At 63.5% G+C, this 17,701-nt stretch carries 19 protein-coding genes; 8 read left to right on the plus strand and 11 right to left on the minus strand.

Annotated elements, in window-relative coordinates; all coding sequences use genetic code 11:
- Positions 1 to 2: 2 nt before the first annotated feature.
- Positions 3 to 1,784, minus strand: coding sequence for a tetratricopeptide repeat protein (locus JQ597_RS32345; protein ID WP_192738595.1), 1,782 nt, complete (start codon positions 1,782 to 1,784; stop codon positions 3 to 5).
- A 294-nt stretch (positions 1,785 to 2,078) separates the two neighbouring features.
- Positions 2,079 to 3,740 carry an electron transfer flavoprotein-ubiquinone oxidoreductase gene (locus JQ597_RS32350; protein WP_212269479.1) on the minus strand — a complete coding sequence of 554 codons (1,662 nt, stop codon included), beginning with the start codon at positions 3,738 to 3,740 and terminating at the stop codon, positions 2,079 to 2,081.
- A gap of 133 nt (positions 3,741 to 3,873) precedes the next feature.
- On the opposite strand from JQ597_RS32350, the gene JQ597_RS32355 reads away from it, so the two are divergent.
- Complete coding sequence (locus JQ597_RS32355) at positions 3,874 to 4,701, plus strand: uracil-DNA glycosylase (protein ID WP_212269515.1); 828 nt, start codon at positions 3,874 to 3,876, stop codon at positions 4,699 to 4,701.
- Positions 4,702 to 4,703: 2 nt separating this feature from the next.
- Here JQ597_RS32355 and JQ597_RS32360 read toward each other — a convergent pair whose 3' ends face one another.
- The 4 genes from JQ597_RS32360 to JQ597_RS32375 form a co-directional block, all read right to left on the minus strand.
- Complete coding sequence (locus JQ597_RS32360) at positions 4,704 to 6,212, minus strand: glycosyltransferase family 39 protein (protein WP_212269480.1); 1,509 nt, start codon at positions 6,210 to 6,212, stop codon at positions 4,704 to 4,706.
- Positions 6,213 to 6,360: 148 nt separating this feature from the next.
- Complete coding sequence (rnhB, locus tag JQ597_RS32365) at positions 6,361 to 7,128, minus strand: ribonuclease HII (RefSeq protein ID WP_212269481.1); 768 nt, start codon at positions 7,126 to 7,128, stop codon at positions 6,361 to 6,363.
- 88 nt (positions 7,129 to 7,216) lie between these two features.
- Positions 7,217 to 7,672 carry a VOC family protein gene (locus JQ597_RS32370; RefSeq protein WP_212269482.1) on the minus strand — a complete coding sequence of 152 codons (456 nt, stop codon included), beginning with the start codon at positions 7,670 to 7,672 and terminating at the stop codon, positions 7,217 to 7,219.
- A gap of 32 nt (positions 7,673 to 7,704) precedes the next feature.
- A complete protein-coding gene (locus JQ597_RS32375) occupies positions 7,705 to 8,865 on the minus strand; it encodes a PA0069 family radical SAM protein (RefSeq protein WP_212269483.1) in 1,161 nt (386 codons plus the stop codon).
- A 154-nt stretch (positions 8,866 to 9,019) separates the two neighbouring features.
- Between JQ597_RS32375 and JQ597_RS32380 the strand changes: the two genes are divergently transcribed.
- The 3 genes from JQ597_RS32380 to JQ597_RS32390 all read left to right on the plus strand — a co-directional run bounded on the left by JQ597_RS32380 (position 9,020) and on the right by JQ597_RS32390 (position 10,827).
- Positions 9,020 to 9,592, plus strand: coding sequence for a glycosyltransferase family protein (locus JQ597_RS32380; protein WP_212269484.1), 573 nt, complete (start codon positions 9,020 to 9,022; stop codon positions 9,590 to 9,592).
- Positions 9,593 to 9,751: 159 nt separating this feature from the next.
- A complete protein-coding gene (locus JQ597_RS32385) occupies positions 9,752 to 10,678 on the plus strand; it encodes a bifunctional helix-turn-helix transcriptional regulator/GNAT family N-acetyltransferase (RefSeq protein ID WP_212269485.1) in 927 nt (308 codons plus the stop codon).
- Positions 10,675 to 10,827 (plus strand): RSP_7527 family protein, encoded by a 153-nt coding sequence (locus JQ597_RS32390; RefSeq protein ID WP_212269486.1) that lies wholly within the window; start codon positions 10,675 to 10,677, stop codon positions 10,825 to 10,827. The genes JQ597_RS32385 and JQ597_RS32390 overlap by 4 nt, the downstream gene beginning before the upstream one ends.
- A 99-nt stretch (positions 10,828 to 10,926) precedes the next feature.
- Here the strand turns inward: JQ597_RS32390 and moaB are convergent, their stop codons facing one another.
- Together moaB and ypfJ are read right to left on the minus strand one after the other, a co-directional pair.
- On the minus strand, positions 10,927 to 11,490 hold the full coding sequence (moaB, locus tag JQ597_RS32395) for a molybdenum cofactor biosynthesis protein B (protein WP_212035440.1): 564 nt from the start codon (positions 11,488 to 11,490) through the stop codon (positions 10,927 to 10,929).
- Between the two features lie 163 nt (positions 11,491 to 11,653).
- Entirely contained in the window at positions 11,654 to 12,586 is a 933-nt protein-coding gene (gene ypfJ / locus JQ597_RS32400; RefSeq protein ID WP_212269487.1) for a KPN_02809 family neutral zinc metallopeptidase, read from the minus strand.
- Positions 12,587 to 12,965: 379 nt separating this feature from the next.
- Here ypfJ and JQ597_RS32405 point away from each other — a divergent pair, with 379 nt between their 5' ends.
- The 3 genes from JQ597_RS32405 (at position 12,966) to JQ597_RS32415 (ending at position 15,479) form a co-directional block, all read left to right on the plus strand.
- Positions 12,966 to 14,099, plus strand: a complete 1,134-nt coding sequence (locus tag JQ597_RS32405) for a site-specific DNA-methyltransferase (RefSeq protein WP_212269488.1) — start codon at positions 12,966 to 12,968, stop codon at positions 14,097 to 14,099.
- Positions 14,100 to 14,278: 179 nt separating this feature from the next.
- Positions 14,279 to 14,605: a hypothetical protein gene (locus JQ597_RS32410; protein ID WP_212269489.1), complete on the plus strand. Its 327-nt coding sequence runs from the start codon at positions 14,279 to 14,281 to the stop codon at positions 14,603 to 14,605.
- A 181-nt stretch (positions 14,606 to 14,786) separates the two neighbouring features.
- The gene (locus JQ597_RS32415; protein ID WP_212269490.1) at positions 14,787 to 15,479 is read left to right on the plus strand and encodes a glutathione S-transferase family protein; all 693 of its coding nucleotides are present in this window, start codon (positions 14,787 to 14,789) and stop codon (positions 15,477 to 15,479) included.
- Positions 15,480 to 15,599: 120 nt separating this feature from the next.
- Here JQ597_RS32415 and JQ597_RS32420 read toward each other — a convergent pair whose 3' ends face one another.
- From JQ597_RS32420 to JQ597_RS32430, 3 genes are all read right to left on the minus strand, one after another.
- Positions 15,600 to 16,001, minus strand: coding sequence for a RidA family protein (locus JQ597_RS32420; RefSeq protein WP_212269491.1), 402 nt, complete (start codon positions 15,999 to 16,001; stop codon positions 15,600 to 15,602).
- A 16-nt stretch (positions 16,002 to 16,017) separates the two neighbouring features.
- Positions 16,018 to 16,158, minus strand: coding sequence for a DUF1127 domain-containing protein (locus JQ597_RS38160; protein WP_212269516.1), 141 nt, complete (start codon positions 16,156 to 16,158; stop codon positions 16,018 to 16,020).
- Between the two features lie 91 nt (positions 16,159 to 16,249).
- Entirely contained in the window at positions 16,250 to 16,672 is a 423-nt protein-coding gene (locus JQ597_RS32430; protein WP_212269492.1) for a nuclear transport factor 2 family protein, read from the minus strand.
- Between the two features lie 91 nt (positions 16,673 to 16,763).
- On the opposite strand from JQ597_RS32430, the gene JQ597_RS32435 reads away from it, so the two are divergent.
- Positions 16,764 to 17,687 carry a LysR family transcriptional regulator gene (locus JQ597_RS32435; RefSeq protein WP_212269493.1) on the plus strand — a complete coding sequence of 308 codons (924 nt, stop codon included), beginning with the start codon at positions 16,764 to 16,766 and terminating at the stop codon, positions 17,685 to 17,687.
- Positions 17,688 to 17,701: the final 14 nt, after the last annotated feature.

The following is a 17,701-nucleotide window of genomic DNA, read 5'->3' on the forward strand; positions in this document are numbered from 1 at the left end:
TTCTAGCCGCCCCTGCCGTCTTCTTTTTTCTTGTCGGCGGAAGCCGCAGACGACGTGTCCTCGGGCAGACCGTTGGCGATCTTGGCCTCGATCTTCGGCAGTTCTTCCGCCTCGGGCTTCAGGTCGCGGGCGTGGGCCCACTGGAACTTGGCTTCCAGCGTGCGGCCGACGCGCCAATAGGCGTCACCGAGGTGGTCATTGATGGTCGGATCCTCGGGCTTCAGATCGATCGCGCGCTCGAGGTTCTTCACCGCGTCCTCGAAATTGCCGATGCGGTAGAACGCCCAGCCCAGCGAGTCCACGATATAGCCGTCGTCGGGACGCTGATCGACGGCGCGCCTGATCATCTTCATGCCTTCGTCGAGATTGATGCCCTGATCGATCCAGGAATAGCCGAGATAGTTCAGCACATGCGGCTGTTCGGGCTGCAGCTCGAGCGCCTTGCGCATGTCGGCCTCGGCCTTGCTCCACTGCTTGGAGCGCTCCTGGCAAATGCCGCGATAGTAATAGGTGACCCAGGTGTTCTTGTCTGTCACGCCGGGCATCACGTCGATCGCCCTGGAATAGGTCGTCGCGCAATCGGCGAACTTCTTGCGGCCGCGCTCGATATTGCCGAGCGCCATGATGGCTTCGATGTCCTTGGGGTCTTCGGCGGTGACGTCCTTGAGGATCTTGATCGCCTGCTCGCTGCGATCGGCGGCGTCGAGATTGGTGGCGAGCTGAATTTGCGCATTGCGCTTCAGCGGCGAACTCGCCGGCATCCGCTCATAGACCTTGATCGCCATCGGCGGCTTCTTCACCGACTCATAGAGATCGGCCAGCGAGAGCAGCGCCAGCGGATGGTTGGGCTGCAGATATAGCGAGAGCTGCAAATAGACCAGCGCCAGATCCTCGCCGCCGCGGCGGGTCAGCGTTGCACCGATGCCGTACAGCGCCTCGGCCGCTCCTGCCTGCGCCGATTCGATCAGCGGCGGCATCTTCTTGCCGGCCCGCGTCTCGCGCAGCGCCTCCTGTACCAAGGGATGCCGTGGCAGCTTCTTGTCGAACGCCTCGTAGATGCCGATTGCCGCCGCCGAGTCCTTGTTGCGCGACAGCCAGCGCCCATAGGCGTCGGACACGCGCAGCATGGAATCGTCGAGCTTGTAGGCGCGCTCGAAGCGGGCGCCGGCGTCCTTTTCCTTGTTCGCCAGTTCCAGGATCATGCCGGTGTGCAGATCCTTGAAGATCGGATACCATTCCGGCCCGGTCAGCTTGTCGATATTGGCGACCGCCGCCTTGGAATCGCCCGCCCCGAAGCTGGCCCAGCCCGACAACAGCGTCGCGACCAGATCGGTGATCGGTCCGCGGATCGACTGATTGATGTTGATCTGCGCGGTTGCGTATTTCTTCTGCTTCAGGTCGCGGACGCCGACGACCAGCCGGGCCACGCGATTGGATTTGTCCTGCGTCAGAATGCGGTCGGCGAGCTTGACGGCCTCGTCGATGTCGCCATCCGCGAGCGAGGAGATGAAGGCACGGTCGAGCAGCTCGTTGTTCTTGGGATCGGTACGCAGCGCCGAACGGTAGAACGCCGCGGCCGAGCTGGCGTCGCGTTCGACGCTGGCATGACGCGCGGCCAGATAGCTGCCGGACGTGGTCAGCGATTTCAGATCGCTCTTGCTCGGAAACTGCGCCGAATTGTCGCCGGTATGCTCGGGCGTCTGCGCCAGCAGCGAACCGGGCGCGGCAAGCGCGGCGACGGTGACAGCGGCGATGGTCCAGCGATTGAAACGAGTGGAAAGCATCACGGTTCGCCTAGCTCCAGGATTTATGGCGGAATCTTTTCGATCGCTCTCGAATGCGGACATACGCGGCGGCATCAAGGCCCAGCGACAATGCCGCTTTTGGCGTTCAACCGCAAGGATACGGGGTGGCGAATCGATCGGCAGCAGGGTCCCCAAGATCTCCCCGTCGGCCGCCCATTCCACCCATTTGGCCAGCAGCCCCGGAAGACGCTTGTACTGTGGCGGTATCGTGGCCGGTGCCGGGGTTACCCGGACAGCTGCGGCCCCTCCGCCATTAAACTCACGTAATCGTGGTCACATCGCCTGGTAATTGGGCCCGCCGCCGCCTTCCGGCGGAACCCAGGTGATATTGCCGTTCGGGTCTTTGACGTCGCAGGTTTTGCAGTGGACGCAGTTCTGAGCGTTGATCTGGAAGCGTGGGCCGGAGGCCTCCTCGACCCATTCGTAAACGCCGGCCGGACAATAACGGTTGGACGGACCGGCAAAGACGTCGTGCTCGGAGGTTTTCTGCAGGTTCATGTCGGCGACCTTGAGATGGACCGGCTGGTCTTCCTCATGGTTGGTGTTGGACAGGAATACCGACGACAGCTTGTCGAAGGTCAGTTTGCCGTCCGGCTTCACCGGCGCGATCGGCGTGTGCGTCCTGGCCGGATCCAGCGTCTTGCGATCCGGCTTGGCGTGCGACAGGGTTCCGAACAGCGAGAAGCCGAACAGCGTGTTGGTCCACATGTCGAGGCCGCCGAGCGGTACGCCGATCAGGGTGCCGAACTTCGACCACAGGGGTTTGACGTTGCGGATCGGGTAGAGGTCCTTGCCGACCTGCGAACCGCGCCACGCATTCTCGTATTCGGCCAGTTCATCATTGGCGCGGCCGGCGCCGAGCGCGGCCACAAGGTGTTCGGCGGCGAGCATGCCGCTGCCCATCGCGTTGTGCACGCCCTTGATGCGCGGCACGTTGACAAAGCCTGCCGCGCAACCGATCAGCGCGCCGCCCGGAAAGCTTAAGCGCGGCACCGACTGGTAGCCGCCCTCGGTGATCGCGCGCGCGCCATAAGCCAGCCGCTTGCCGCCTTCGAACACGGTGCGGATCGAAGGATGGGTCTTGAAACGCTGGAACTCGTCGAACGGCGACAGATACGGATCGTCGTAGTTCAGATGCACGACGAATCCGACCGCGACCTTGTTGTCGTCGTAGTGATAGAGGAACGACCCGCCGCCGGTCGAATTATTGAGCGGCCAGCCGAACGAATGCTGGATCAAGCCCTTCTGGTGCTTGGCCGGATCGATCTCCCAGACTTCCTTCAGCCCGATGCCGAATTTCGGCGGCTCGCTGTTGGCGTCGAGCGAGAACTTCGCGATCAGCTGCTTGGAGAGGCTGCCGCGCGCGCCTTCGGCGAACAGCGTGTACTTGCCGAGCAGTTCCATGCCGCGGGTGAACGAATCCTTGTGGCTGCCGTCCCTGGCGATGCCCATGTCGCCGGTCGCAATGCCGCGCACCGCGCCTTGTTCGTCGTAGAGCACCTCGGCCGCCGCAAAGCCCGGATAGATCTCGACGCCGAGCGCTTCGGCCTTTGGCGCCAGCCAGCGGCACACATCGCCGAGCGAGCCGATATAGCAGTGATGATTGTCCATCAGCTTCGGCATCGCGAAACCCGGCAGCCGGATCGCGCTTCCGCCCGTCATCCAATAGAAGCGGTCGTCTTTGACCTGCGTCTTCAGCGGGCAATCGGCGTCCTCGCGCCAGTCCGGAATCAGTTTGTCGAGCGAGACCGGATCGATCACGGCGCCCGACAGAATGTGTGCACCGACTTCGGAGCCCTTCTCCACCACGACGATGTTGAGATCGGCATTGAGTTGCTTGAGACGGATCGCAGCCGCGAGGCCAGACGGCCCGGCGCCGACGATCACGACGTCAAATTCCATGGACTCACGCGGCGGTAATTCTTCGGTGCTCATGTTCTGGTCTCAGCCCAATTGAGAACGGCTCTAAGGTTCGTTTGTTTCCGATTTTTGCGCCGAGAACAACCATCGAAATGAAATCTCAGGCATTTCGCTGCCCCCGAATACATCCTAGATTGGAACGATGTCCATCGCGCCCGAACCCTCCCCTACCGTTCAGCAATTGCTGGCCTTTTATCTCGAGGCCGGGGTCGATTGCGCGTTGGCCGATGAGCCGATCGACCGGCTCGCCGAGCCCGACAGCGCTACCATCGCCGCGCCGCGCGAAGCCGCGCCACAAAGACTGGTGCGGGAAATGCCCGCGGCGGCGCCTGCAGTTTCGCGCAGCGAAATAGCGCCGGCGCCGGAAGCCGCGATCGCCTCGGCGCGGGAAATGGCACGAACCGCGCCGTCACTGGAGGCGCTGCGTACGCTTTTGGAGAATTTCGACGGCTGCGCGCTCAAGCACACCGCGACCCGGCTGGTGTTCTGCGACGGCAATCCGCAAGCGCGAATCATGTTCGTCGGCGAAGCCCCCGGACGCGACGAGGACATCGAGGGGCTGCCGTTCGTCGGCCGTTCCGGCAAACTGCTCGACCGCATGATCGCGGCGATCGGGCTCGACCGCAGCAAGGCCTACATCGCCAACGTGATACCATGGCGGCCGCCCGGCAACCGCACACCGACGCCGCAGGAGACGCAAATCTGCCTTCCGTTCATTCAGCGGCAGATCGAACTGGTCAATCCGGACGTGCTGGTGACGCTCGGCAATCCCTCGACGCAGACGTTGCTGTCGACCCGCGAGGGCATCATGAAGACCCGCGGCAAATGGTTCGATTACGACACCGGCACACGCTCCATCCGCGCCATCGCAACGTTCCACCCGGCCTATCTGCTGCGCTCGCCGTCGTACAAGCGGATGTCGTGGCAGGATTTGCGCGCGATCGCGAAGGAATTGGAGAAGGTTTCCGCGACCTGAACCTACGGCGCCTTCGGTCGCACGATGGCCCAGCCGACGCGCAGCAGGGGCTGCCTTCCATTCACCATCCATTCGAACGCGCGCGGCACTTCCGGCACGAGGCCCGGAAAGCGCAGTGCGATCTCGGGAGGCGGCGCGCCTGACGTGTCCGATGCGCGCCAGACCACGACGCCGCCGGTTTCATTGAATTTTGCGAGCGAAAGCCACGGCGTGCGTTCCGGCGTGGCGTCGAGCAACAGATGCGGCCGGCCTTTATCCATCGCGACGAAGCTCGCGAGCTGCGGATCGCCGGCCACCGCGCGCAGCCGCTGGTTGGTACGCCGCTCAAAACTGTCGCCGAAGAAATGCGCGATCGTCCGCGCCGGCAGCGAGGTCGGCACTTCGGCGCCGCTGGTCCAGGGCAGGAACAGCGTGGCCGCGATGGCCACGAAAGCCGGGGCTGCGACTGCCGCGGCCCAGACCGTGCGGAGCAGCCGCTGGCGCCGCAGATACACGAGATCGCCGGTCGCCACGATCACGGCCAGCCCCGACATCAGCAAGGCAACGCCGGCGCCGCCGGTAACGCGCTCGAGATTGAACACGCCGGCAATCAGGCTGCCAAACAGCGCCGGGCCGATGGCGAACGTATAGACGAACTGGCGCGCCAGGGGATCGATCTGCGGCCGGTAGATGATCGGCGCTTCCTCGGCCTTGCGGACAAACGCGCCGGAGTTGAGGATCACCAGCAGCACGATGCCGGCCGTCGCCAGCGCCAGGCCGCCGAGCAGGGTGCCCCAGTGCATCGCCCTGCCCGCGAGATCATCGATACCCGGCAAGGGGGGCATCGCCAGCACGTCGGCGCGAACGACCCAGATCAGATAGGGCAGCACCAGTACCACGATCACCAGCAGCGCATACAGTGGATCCAGCGACATCAAGGTGCGCCGCCCGCGCGCGGTGGCGACGGCAAATCCGGCGATCAGCAGCAACAGCCCGAGCGCGGCCGACGTCGTCAGGAGCAACAGGCCCGCTTCGATCGACCAAGCGAACCAGGCGGTGCGCCGGTTCTGGCCGATCAATCGCCAGGAATGCAGCAGCAACAGCGCCCATAGCGGCCGCGCCAGCACCAGCGGGCCGAATTCGACGCCGGGCGAGCTGAAGGCCACCACCGTCATGCTCAAGAGCACCGCGAGCACCGCCTGCTGACCGCCGACGATGGCGCGCGCGAGCTGATAGAAGCCCCAGAAAGTGACGACCGCGCAGATCTGCGCGAGCAGATAGACCCCGAACACATGATTGCCGGCCGCGCGGAAGGCGATGTCGGCAAGCCAGAACGCCAGCGGCGGGCCGAAATAGGTTCCGACCTGATATTCCCTGCCGAATGCCAGAACCGTGGCGATATCGCCGGGTGGGCTGCGATAGAGCAGCATCGGCAGGATCAGCCACATTGCCGCCTGCAGCAGCACCACGAGCCAGACCACCAGCCGCGGCCGGGCGCGGATCAGTTCGACAACCAGGGAGGTGAAACGCATGAAACGTCCGAGATGCGGGCGCCGATCCCGAGAGCCGGCCCTGTCCGAGCACGTTTGATAGAGCGCACCAGCCGCCGAGGCAACCATGGCGTTTTCAAGCGAGGTGGATACCGGCTCGCGTCAAGAAAACGCGTCAAGGCAAAGTGCCTTAGGCGGTCGTCACAACCTCAGCGCTGATTTGCGTTTCGACCGTGAACAGATCGGGCTCAACGGTGCCGGGCTGATGTTTTTCACGCGCGGCGATGACGGGCGCGAAGAAACGGCGGTGGTGGACGCTGGGACCTAACCGGTCGAGCGCCTCGCGATGTTCCGGCACGGCGTAGCCCTTGTGGGTCTCGAACCCGTAGCCCGGGCAATCCAGCGCCAGCGCGCACATCAGGCGGTCGCGCGTCACCTTGGCGATGATCGAAGCGGCCGCGATCGACATCACGATGCCATCGCCGCCGATCACGGCGTCGCAGTCGCACGGCGCCTCGATGCGGTCGCGGCCGTCGACGAACACATGTTTGGGGATTTCCGGCAGCGCGCGCACGGCGCGCGTCAGCGCCCACAGCGAGGCGCGCAAGATATTGTCGCGATCAATACGCGCCGGCGAGGCAAAGGCGACCGCGAACGACGAGGTCGCGCAAATCTCTTCGAACAGTTCCTCACGGCGCTCCGCCGTCAGCCGCTTCGAATCGTCGATGCCTTTGGGAATTCGTTTGGGATCAAGAATCACGGCGGCGGCCACCACCGGGCCGGCCAGGGGACCCCGCCCGGCCTCGTCGCAACCGGCGATCGGCCAGACGCCGCGCTTGATCAGCGCGCGCTCACGGCGAAAGCTCGGCGGTGCCACCGCGATCACGCCTTTCGGCAGTTTTGCCGATTTGGCGACCGGCTTGGCCGCTGGTTTCCTGGATGATTTTTCCCGAATCATGCCGGGATGGTGGGCAAGCACGCGCCAGCGCGCAACCGGGAACCGGCTGCAATTCCCGTTATTCAGTCACGACAGATCGGCACTGACCCTAATCCGCCAAATGCACCCGCCGGTCTTCGCCGACCTCGATGCCGGGGGCGACCACGACTTCCCAGGGGTGATTGTCGGGATCGGCGAAATATCCGGAGTAGCCGCCATAAGCCGTCTCATGCGCGGCCTTGAGCAGCGAGGCGCCCTTGGCGATCGCGAAATCCAGCACGGTGTCGACTTCCTCGCGTGAGGCGCAATTCCACGCCAGCGTCACGCCGCGGAAGGTCTTGGGCCGCGGATGGTCCGGCAGCGTTGCGTCCTGTGCCAGCTGATCCCACGGGAACAGGGCGATCACGGGGCCGCCGGTGTCGAAGAAGGCGACCGCCTCGCCGGTCGAGCGAATTCTTCGCGCAAAACCCAGCGCTTCATAAAAGGCGATGCTGGCGCGCATGTTGCTCACGCCGAGCGTGATGACGGTCAGTCGCGGGATTGGGGTCTTCAACTCGTTACTCATCCTGCCGCTCCCTGGCATTCACGCTACCACAATCAAAACAAGCTCAACTGCTGACCGTTTCGCTTCGGCTTGACGAAATGGTCGGTCGTCAGTTTCAGGCGCCGCTTGTTCAGTCCAAGCTTCTCGCAGGCGATTTCGAAGCGGCGTCCGATCATCCAGGCCATCGGCCCGGTTCCCTTCATCCGGGTTCCCCATTGCGAGTCGTAGTCGCGGCCGCCGCGCATGTCGCGGATCAAGGTGAAGACGTGGCGATAACGGTCGGGATAATTCGCCATCAGCCACTCGCGGAAGAGATCGCGCACTTCCAGCGGCAGCCGTAGCAGCACATAACTCGCCTCTTTCGCGCCGGCATGCGCCGCGGCATCGAGGATGCGCTCGATCTCGGAATCGTTCAGCGCGGGGATCACGGGCGCGACCATCACGGTTGCCGGAATGCCGGCCTCCGCCAGTTGCCGTATCGCCTCCAGCCGCTTCGGCGGCGTCGAGGCTCGCGGCTCCATGGTGCGCGCGAGTTTGGCATCGAGCGTCGTCACGGACAGTGCGACCTTGACCAGATTGCGTTTTGCCATCCGCTGGAGGATGTCGATGTCGCGCGTCACCAGCGCCGATTTGGTGACAATGCCGACCGGATGGCCGGCACGTTCCAGCACTTCGAGAATGCCGCGCATGATCTTGTATTTGCGCTCGATGGGTTGATAGGGATCCGTATTGGTGCCGATCGCGATCATGCGCGGTTCGTAGCCCGATGCCGCCAGTTCCTTTTCCAGCAACTCCGGCGCATCGGGCTTGGCGAGCAGCTGGGTTTCAAAATCAAGTCCGGGCGACAGCCCGAGATAGGCGTGGGTCGGCCGCGCGAAGCAGTAGACGCAGCCATGCTCGCAGCCGCGATAGGGGTTGATCGAGCGGTCGAAGCCGATATCGGGCGAGTCGTTGCGGGTGATGACCTTGCGCGAGGTGTCGAGCCCGACCGTGGTCTTGAACGGCGGCAGGTCTTCGAGGCTCTGCCAGCCATCGTCGAAGACGACGCGGGCTTCGGCCTCGAAGCGGCCGCTGTCGTTGGACTGGGCGCCGCGGCCACGCCGCCGCTCGCGCTCGATCGCGACCGCCAGCTCAGGAAAAGGATTAGCACCCGCCGGTTCGGAGGGCGCCGTGACCGGCGGGTGCTTGAGGGCATGAGAGGATGCTCGGCTCATGCAGGGAACGTAACACGCGCTGAGAACAAATCAAGAACATCATTTGAAAAATCCACAGCATGGCTGCCGCAAAAATCTGCACGGCAACGGATGTTTTGAATGTGACAAGGTGATAACAAGCGGCGTTTTTCACCGTTTGAGCCAACGAAGCGTCATGCTGAGCGTGATCATCCCGACCGAAGGCGTCGAACAGCCCGCCGTCGCTACCCTGGCGGCGCTGGTGCCGGGAGCCGCCGCCGGTTTGATCCGCGAAGTGGTGCTGGTGGACCGCACCGCGAACGGCGTGATCGAGCGCGTGGCCGACGTAGCGGGCTGCCGCTTCATGGCGTTTGAAGGCAGCCGTGCCGCGGCGCTCGCCGCCGGTGCCCGGCAAGCGCGCTCGCCCTGGCTGATGTTCCTGCATGCCGGCGCCGTGCTCGACTCGGGCTGGATCGAAGAGACCGCGCAATTCATCCAGGGTGTAGCGGCCAGCGGCCGGCCCCGCGCCGGGATCTTCCGCTATGCCCGCTCGCCTTATTCCGACGCTAGTTTCCGCGATGGCCTCAAATTCATCGCCCGCATGGTTACGGGGCCCTCGGCGGAACAGGGTCTTCTCATTGCGCACGATCATTACGACCGGCTCGGCGGCTACCGGCCGGACGTCCGCCGTTCCGAAGCCCGGCTGCTGCGCCAGCTCGGCCGGCGCTCCCGCACCATGCTGCGCAGCCGGATCATGGTGGTAGCCTAGGCGCCTTCGCCAGCGCGTTCACGCGCGTCGTCGACACCGCGGGCTCAGACACAAAATCGCGAAAACAACCCCATGCAAAGTAGCCGGGCTCGGTTCGCACCTGAATATACTTGCCAAAGTCAAATAATTATATGACATTGGCAATAATTGAGGTGCGCCATGTCCCAGAACAATTCCGACCAAGAGATCGCGGCGGTCCGCGCCTTCAACCGCTTCTACACCCGCAAGCTCGGCGTGCTCGACCAGCAACTCATGAAGAGCCCGTTCTCGCTCAGCGAGGCGCGGGTGCTGTACGAGCTCGCCTATCGCGAAGACCTCTCGGCCAAGGAGATCGGCGCCGAACTCGGGCTCGATGCCGGCTATCTCAGCCGGATCGTGCAAAACTTCGATGAGAATGGATTGCTCACCCGCAAGCCGCTGCCGGCGGACCGGCGGCAATTCCGGCTCGCCCTGACGCCCAAGGGACGCCAGACCTTCACCAAACTCGAGCGCAGCATGCAGGACGACATCGGTGCAATGCTGGCCGCGTTGCCGCGCGGCGGCAGCCAGAAGCTCGTCGGCGCGATGGCCGAGATCGAGCGGCTGCTCGGCGTATCAGGCGCGGCGGCGCCAGCGATCCTGCGCACCCACCGCCCCGGCGACATGGGCTGGGTGGTGCAGAGCCACGGCGCCTTCTACGCCAGCGAATATGGCTTTGACTCCTCGTTCGAAGCGCTGGTGGCGGAGATCGCGGCGAAATTCCTGACCTCGTTCGACGCCTCGCGCGAGCGCTGCTGGATTGCCGAGCAGGGCGGCGTCCAGGTCGGCTCGGTCTTTGTGGTCAAGCATAGCGACGATGTCGCCAAGCTGCGCCTGCTTCTGGTCGATCCGGCCGGACGCGGCCAGCGATTGGGCCAGCAGCTGGTCGCCGAATGCGTCGCCTTCGCGCGGGCGACCGGCTATCGCAGGATGACGCTGTGGACCCAGAGCATCCTGGTCGCCGCCCGCAAGATCTATCAGGACGCCGGCTTTAAGCTGGTCGCGACCGAGCCGCATCGAAGTTTTGGTCAAAGTTTGGTTGGCGAGACCTGGGAACGCGAACTGTGAAGCCGGGGCGTCGCGACACGCCGCGGCGCGTCACGCCGGACCTGCTCGATTTCTACATCAAGAGAGCGCATCAGCTGCGCGAAGACGCGTGGCGCGACATGTGGCGCGGATTGTGGGCTTTGCTGACCAAGGTCATCGCCCGCAAATAACGGAAGTCCGTAGGATGGGTAGAGCGAAGCGAAACCCATCGCAACACCGGGACTCGCAATGATGGGTTTCGCTTCGCTCTACCCATCCTACGGATACGGCTACACCGACGCTCCCTTGGCCTTTGGGCGGCGCAGATGCTCGTCGAGCCGCGGCATGATCTCGACGAAATTGCACGGGCGGGTGCGGTAATCGAGCTGGGCGGCGAGGATGCCGTCCCAGCCGTCGCGGCAGGCGCCGGGCGAGCCCGGCAGGCAGAAGATGAAGGTCGCACCCGCGACCCCGGCGGTGGCGCGGCTCTGCACCGTCGAGGCGCCGATCTTGGCGTAGCTCAGCATGTGGAAGGCGGTGGAGAAACCGTCCATCCGCTTCTCGAACAGCGGCTCGACCGCCTCCGGCGTGACGTCGCGGCCGGTAAAACCAGTGCCGCCTGTCGTGATGATGGCATCGACACCAGGATCGGCGATCCACCTTCGGATGATGACGCGGATCGCATCGACGTCGTCGACGATGATTTCGCGCGCCGCGAGATGATGGCCGGCGGCGACCAGCCGCTCCGCCAGCGTCGCCCCCGACTTGTCATCGGCAAGCGCGCGCGTGTCCGAGATCGTCAGCACGGCGATATTGAGCGGTACGAATTGTTTGGTTTCGTCAATGGAGGACATGATTTTTTCTTCTCGTCATGCCCGGCCCTGTGCCGGGCATCCACGTCTTAAAAGTCTCTCAAAAGCAAAGACGTGGATGGCCGGGCATAGCCGTCTGAAGGACGGCGTCGCTTCACTCGCCTATGCCCGGCCATGACGGTCAATGCTAATTCAACTCGCCGCGCTACATCGCCCCCGCGGCAAACGTATTGCAGGACTGCACGGTGCCCTGCTTGTAGCCGGTCATGAACCATTGCTTGCGCTGTGCGGCGGAGCCGTGGGTGAATGAATCAGGCACCACCCTGCCCGTCGCCTTGCGCTGCAGCGTGTCATCGCCGATCGCGGTCGCCGTAGTCAGCGCGGCTTCGATATCGCCGGGTTCGACGAAGCCCGGACGTTTCTTTTCCTCGCGGTTGACCCAGACGCCGGACAGGCAATCCGCCTGCAACTCGACCTTGACCTGCAGCGCGTTGGCTTCCGCCTTGCTGCCGGCCTGCTCTTGCATCCGCTGCACACGCGGCAGGATGCCGAGCAGGTTCTGGATGTGATGGCCGGCCTCATGCGCGATGATATAGGCGGTGGTGAATTTGCAGGAGCTGCCCGAACAGCCGCGAAACTTCGTCTCGACGTCGCGGAAGAACTGGGTGTCGAGGAAGATCTGCTTGTCCGGCGGGCAGTAGAACGGTCCCATCGCCGACTGCGCCATGCCGCAGCGCCCGCCATTGGTGGCGTTGCGGAACAGCACGATGCGCGGTCCCTTGTAGGTTTGCCCACTGGCCTGGAAGATCTCGTTCCAGCGATCGTCGATCTCGCCGAGCACGCCGGCGATCATGCTGCCCATCTCGTCCTTGGGCGCGCCTGTGGTGGCCGGGCCCGACTTGCGCTCGGTCTGGTAGGTCGGCGCCTGCTGGCTGCCGCCGGTGAGAATTTCCGCGCCGCCGATCAGGATGCGCGGGTCGATGCCGAAGGCATAGCCGAGCAGGCCGAGCACGATGATGGTGCCGATGCCGAGCCCGCCACCGCCGCCCATCGGAATGCCGAAGCCGCCGCCACCACCACCGCTGTCATCGCGACGGTCGTCGATAGAGTCGCTGCGGCGGAAGTCATCGTAACGCATGGCGCAAATTCCTCATCCCGGCGGATTGCCCTTGGATACCCAACGCGGCACAGACGTAAAATTTCCATTCCATTAATCAATAACCCGCCCGGCAATTATTGCCTAGCGCCGTTTCCATTCCGATTGAATCGGAACGGGGCGCCAGATTCTTGATTTGACGCGTTTTCCTGACGCGAACCGGCATCCATCCCGCATCAAGTGCGGGACAGGCCTCGCTGCAAATCGCTTTAGTGCGCTTAAACGCTAATCAGCCCCGGCAAATCTGTCCGAGCAGCAATACTGATTAAGTCGATTTTTACTTTGCCCGGTCAATGTATCGCCAGTCGGTTGTTTAGTCCCGCGTCGCCGACAGCGTCGCCTGAGTCAGAGTAATTGAGTCATGGTAGAGTCGCGTCGCGGGGCGTCTGCAAGGGCGCCCCGCACTAAATTCGAGTCCGAAGAGAGTGTTCGTATCGTCGTAGGCGATTGCGTCGCCGAGATGTCGAAGCTTCCGGCAGGCTCCGTCGATCTGGTGTTCGCAGATCCGCCGTACAATCTGCAGCTCAAGGGCGATCTCAAGCGTCCCGACGAATCCCATGTCGATGCCGTCAACAACGACTGGGACAAGTTTTCATCCTTTGCCGCCTATGACGATTTCACCCGCGCCTGGCTGCTGGCCTGCCGCCGCATCATGAAACCGTCGGCGACGCTGTGGGTGATCGGCTCCTACCACAACATTTTCCGCGTCGGCTCGATCATGCAGGACCTCGGCTTCTGGGTCCTCAACGACATCGTCTGGCGCAAGACCAATCCGATGCCGAATTTCCGCGGCCGCCGCTTCACCAATGCGCACGAGACCATGATCTGGGCGGCGCGCGACGAGAAAGCAAAAGGCTATACCTTCAACTATGAAGCCCTGAAGGCCGCCAACGAGGACGTGCAGGCGCGTTCCGACTGGCTGATTCCGCTTTGCACCGGCGACGAGCGCCTCAAGGGCGAAGACGGCAAGAAAGTGCATCCGACCCAGAAGCCCGAGGGCCTTTTGGCGCGCGTGCTGCTGTCGTCGTCAAAGCCCGGCGATCTCGTGATCGATCCCTTCAACGGCACCGGCACCACCGGCGCCGTGGCAAAACGTCTCGGCCGCCGCTACATCGGCTTCGAGCGCGACAAGACCTATGCGAGCGCGGCCGAAGCCCGCATCGCGGCCATCGAACCGCTGCCCGAGGCGACGCTGGCGCCCTTCATGACCGCCCGCGACGCACCCCGTGTGGCGTTCTCCGAACTGATAGAGCGCGGCATGATCTCGCCCGGCACCAAGCTGGTCGATTCCAAGAAGCGCCACGGCGCCTTGGTCCGCGCCGACGGCGCCATCATGCTCGGCGACAAGGTCGGCTCGATCCACCGCATCGGCGCGGTGGCCCAGGGCTCCGGCGCCTGCAACGGCTGGACCTTCTGGCACGTCGAGACCAAGAAAGGCCTCAAGCTGATCGACGAGCTGCGCGCCGAGATCCGCTCCGGAATGGCGGCGGGGTAACGCTCCGCTGCGGCTTTTTTCATCCTGCCTTCAACCTGGCCACGGCGTCGCAGCCTGCGAGATGGCAGCCCTGTGATTTTCGCAGTCTGCCGCACCTCGTTTCGCCTTGATCCGTAGCTATATTAGTTACTTCCTTACACCCATACAGGCCGTCATTTTCGGCCGCAGCGAGCCGTCCGATGCGCTCCCAATCCGATTCATTACTGGTGTTGCCACTGCTGCCGATCTTTCTGATCGGCGTGCCCCCCATGCTGCTATTCACCCTGCTGGGCTTTCCCGGCTTCGTCATCCTCGGCGTGCTCCTGATCTGCGTCGGCCTGACCGAGCGGCTGGAAGCGAACAGCGATTTCAACCAGCAGATCATCGTCCACGGCTATGCGCGCCGGTCGGAGCGGATGATTCAGGCGTCGAACTTGCAGTCGGCCATTCGTTTCGCAACCATCATCGACCTGGCGGGTGCGGGATTGATCGTCGTCGGGCTGGTGGGCTTTATCTACCTCGGCTGATCGGCTTCTACCTAAGCTGAGCGGCGCGGTGGGCATCTTTGCCGCGCCGCGCCCTGCCTCACGGACTCGTCGGTTGCGCTCCTTCCAAAAATTTGAGCATGGACATGCCGCGCTGCGGTAGGGTCACCCGCGCCCGGCTCGCAACGCTGGCAGGCAAGAAGCAAAAGGGAGTTTTCCAAAAATGCTCAAATTCTATTTCAACGGTTCGCCCAACCCGACCAAAGTCGCGCTCTTCCTCGAGGAATTGGGTCAGCCATTCGAGCCGGTCGCGGTCGACACGCGCAAGGGCGATCAGTTCAAGCCGGAATTTTTGAAGATCAATCCCAACGCCAAGGTGCCGGCGATCGACGACGACGGCGTGCTCGTGTTCGACAGCAACGCCATCCTGCTCTACCTCGCCGAGAAGACCGGTAAATTCCTGCCATCAAACACGCCGCAGAACCGCGCGCAGCTGCTCTCATGGCTGATGTTCGTCGCGACCGGCATCGGGCCCTATTCGGGCCAGGCGGTGCACTTCAAGCACTTTGCGCCGAAGGACCAGAACCACGACTATGCCCATAACCGCTACCAGTTCGAGGCGCAGCGCCACTACGCCGTGCTGAACGATCACCTCGCCGGCAAGAAGTATATGGTCGGCGACACCTACACCGTTGCAGACATGGCGCTGTGGGGCTGGGCGCGGATGGCCGCCTTCGTGATGAACGACGAAGCCGCCGCGAAATACGCCAACGTCAAGCGACTGGTCGACGAGATATCGGCGCGTCCCGCGGCGGCCAAGGCGATCGCGCTGAAAGACAAGTTCACCTTCAAGGCCGAGATGGACGACGAGGCGCGTGGCAACATGTTCAAGCACCTCTCCACCAAGGCGGCCTGATCCGCAAAAACTGGCCAAAGCAAAACGGCGCCCTTTGGGGCGCCGTTTTCAATTCATGCGCAGTTCTTGTTTGACGCGTTTTCTTCACGCGAACCGGTATCCACTTCGCTCGAAAACGCTTTAGTCGATCGCCGCCACCACCTCGATTTCGATCAGCCAGCCCGGCCGCGCCAGGCGGCTGACGACCACGAGCGTGCTCGCGGGCGGCTTTTCCTTGTTCAGGTAGCGGTCGCGTATCGCCCGCATTTTCGGCAGGTCGTCCTGGCTTACCTCGGCGACGAGATAGGTGTTCAGCTTGACGATGTCGGCCATGGTGGCACCGGCCGCTTCCAGCGCGAGTGTGAGGTTCTTGAACACCTGCTCGACCTGAGCCTCGAAATTGCCTTCGCCGACCATCTTGCCGGACGCGTCGGCCGAGACCTGACCCGCCACATAGACCAGCGTGCCCTTGTTGACCTTGGCGATGTGCGAATAGCCCGTCGGCGGCGGCAGCGTCGCCGGGCTGAAGATTTCCTTGCTCATATCGATCTTCCCTTTTTTATTTCCGCCAGAACGGCTTGCCGATTTCGCCGCCCAGTTCGGGCCGGCAGAGTCCGATATCTTCAAGTTCGCGCGCGCTCATGACAGAGAGTTGACGCCGGGAACGACGGCGCTCCCGCCACACCCGGACGAGAGCCATGATAGCCGCGATGACCGCGCGCGTCGAACGCAGGCGTGTTCGCACGTGGCGTTGTTGATGCCGGTCGCCGGCGCAGACACTGCTCAATGCACTAGCCCGCAAGCTTCCGCGCTTGCGGAAACGGCCCGAGCACGCGCTCGCACAGGGCCGAGTCGTTGTACTCACGGATTTCGCGAATCTTGCCGTTCTCGATCCGGTAGATCAGGCAATAATGATTGTCGTAGCGCTCGCCGGCGTGGGTCACCATGTCGCCCCGCGCTTCCACCGCGACCCATTCATCGTCGGCGATGATCCGGAACGGAACGGTGCGGCGATGCTTCAACAGGGAAGAGACATAGCCGTGGAGGTCACGGAGCACGGATTCCTTGCCGTGAAAGGTCTGCGACCACGAGTACTGGCCCGTGACAGTCATGGTGACGTCGTCGGCCAGGGCATCGGCGAACGAAGTCCGATCGCCGGCGGCAACGCCGGCGAAAATTGTCTCCATCAATTTCTTGTTGTCGGCGGCGCTCATGGGCGGCTTCTCCTTTGATCTGATGTTTCAGATCATCGCGCGCAGAGCCACATTCTTCCAATCGATAGAGAATATGATATATATTCGTCTCATGAATTTGAATTCGCTTGACCTCAATCTATTGGTGGCGCTCGACGCGCTGCTGCTTGAAGGCAATGTCAGCCGGGCCGCGATGCGGATCGGGCTATCGCAGCCGGCCACCAGCCACGCGCTGCAGCGGCTGCGCGACCTGATCGGCGATCCCTTGCTGGTGCGGAACGGCGCCCGCATGGAGCTGACGCCGCGTGCGCTGGCGTTGCGCGGCCCGCTGGCGCAGGCGCTCGACCAGGTGCGCTCCCTGTTCATATCGGACGATTTCGACGCCGCGCGGAGCGAACGGCATTTTCGCCTGATGATGCCGGATCTCGCGGTCGAGCTGCTGATGCCGCCGCTGATGGAGAAGATCACCGGACTGGCGCCGAACGTCCGGATCGACGTGGTGCCGTGGCGGAGCTCTGCAATCTTAACCGCCGAATTCGCCCGCACCCTCGATCTCGTGATCTCGATCGGCGACGCCTTCCGCGGCTTTCACCGCCAGCGCCTTTACACCGACAGCGATGCGCTGGCGGTGCGCCGCGGCCATCCCGCCGCCGCCAAACTGAAAAAGCGCGACGGCTTCCTCAGCGCGCGGCATGTCGCGGTTGTGATCCGCGGCCAGAGCGAGGATCTGATCGACATCTGGCTGCGGCCCAAGGGCATCGAACGGAAGATCGCGCTGGTCGTGCCCGGCTATATCGAGGCGCTGCACGTCACCGCGCGCACGGATCTGGTGGCCTTCGTGCCGCGCCGCCTGATCGGCGCTTTGTCCAGGCAATTGTCGCTCGTAACCATCACCCCGCCGTTCGATCCCGGGATCGACGAGCAGTTCATGTTCTACCCGACCCGCGCCCAGATGGACCCCGGCTCGATCTGGCTGCGCAACATCATGCTCGGCATCGGCCGCGAGATGGAGCGGGAGAAAAAGAAGGCGGCGTAGGGGCACCCCTCGCG

Source organism: Bradyrhizobium sp. AUGA SZCCT0177 (genome assembly GCF_018130125.1).
Classification (GTDB): Bacteria; Pseudomonadota; Alphaproteobacteria; order Rhizobiales; family Xanthobacteraceae; genus Bradyrhizobium.

Excerpts from the sequence above, each read along its gene's own strand:
- JQ597_RS32380 (WP_212269484.1), top strand. The coding sequence starts at position 9,020 with ATGCTGAGCGTGATCATCCCGACCGAAGGCGTCGAACAGCCCGCCGTC.
- JQ597_RS32350 (WP_212269479.1), bottom strand. The coding sequence starts at position 3,740 with ATGAGCACCGAAGAATTACCGCCGCGTGAGTCCATGGAATTTGACGTC.
- JQ597_RS32415 (WP_212269490.1), top strand. The coding sequence starts at position 14,787 with ATGCTCAAATTCTATTTCAACGGTTCGCCCAACCCGACCAAAGTCGCG.
- moaB (WP_212035440.1), bottom strand. The coding sequence starts at position 11,490 with ATGTCCTCCATTGACGAAACCAAACAATTCGTACCGCTCAATATCGCC.
- rnhB (WP_212269481.1), bottom strand. The coding sequence starts at position 7,128 with ATGATTCGGGAAAAATCATCCAGGAAACCAGCGGCCAAGCCGGTCGCC.
- JQ597_RS32410 (WP_212269489.1), top strand. The coding sequence starts at position 14,279 with ATGCGCTCCCAATCCGATTCATTACTGGTGTTGCCACTGCTGCCGATC.
- JQ597_RS32345 (WP_192738595.1), bottom strand. The coding sequence starts at position 1,784 with ATGCTTTCCACTCGTTTCAATCGCTGGACCATCGCCGCTGTCACCGTC.
- JQ597_RS32370 (WP_212269482.1), bottom strand. The coding sequence starts at position 7,672 with ATGAGTAACGAGTTGAAGACCCCAATCCCGCGACTGACCGTCATCACG.
- JQ597_RS32360 (WP_212269480.1), bottom strand. The coding sequence starts at position 6,212 with ATGCGTTTCACCTCCCTGGTTGTCGAACTGATCCGCGCCCGGCCGCGG.
- JQ597_RS32405 (WP_212269488.1), top strand. The coding sequence starts at position 12,966 with ATGGTAGAGTCGCGTCGCGGGGCGTCTGCAAGGGCGCCCCGCACTAAA.
- JQ597_RS32435 (WP_212269493.1), top strand. The coding sequence starts at position 16,764 with ATGAATTTGAATTCGCTTGACCTCAATCTATTGGTGGCGCTCGACGCG.
- JQ597_RS32420 (WP_212269491.1), bottom strand. The coding sequence starts at position 16,001 with ATGAGCAAGGAAATCTTCAGCCCGGCGACGCTGCCGCCGCCGACGGGC.
- JQ597_RS38160 (WP_212269516.1), bottom strand. The coding sequence starts at position 16,158 with ATGGCTCTCGTCCGGGTGTGGCGGGAGCGCCGTCGTTCCCGGCGTCAA.
- JQ597_RS32385 (WP_212269485.1), top strand. The coding sequence starts at position 9,752 with ATGTCCCAGAACAATTCCGACCAAGAGATCGCGGCGGTCCGCGCCTTC.
- JQ597_RS32375 (WP_212269483.1), bottom strand. The coding sequence starts at position 8,865 with ATGAGCCGAGCATCCTCTCATGCCCTCAAGCACCCGCCGGTCACGGCG.
- JQ597_RS32430 (WP_212269492.1), bottom strand. The coding sequence starts at position 16,672 with ATGAGCGCCGCCGACAACAAGAAATTGATGGAGACAATTTTCGCCGGC.
- ypfJ (WP_212269487.1), bottom strand. The coding sequence starts at position 12,586 with ATGCGTTACGATGACTTCCGCCGCAGCGACTCTATCGACGACCGTCGC.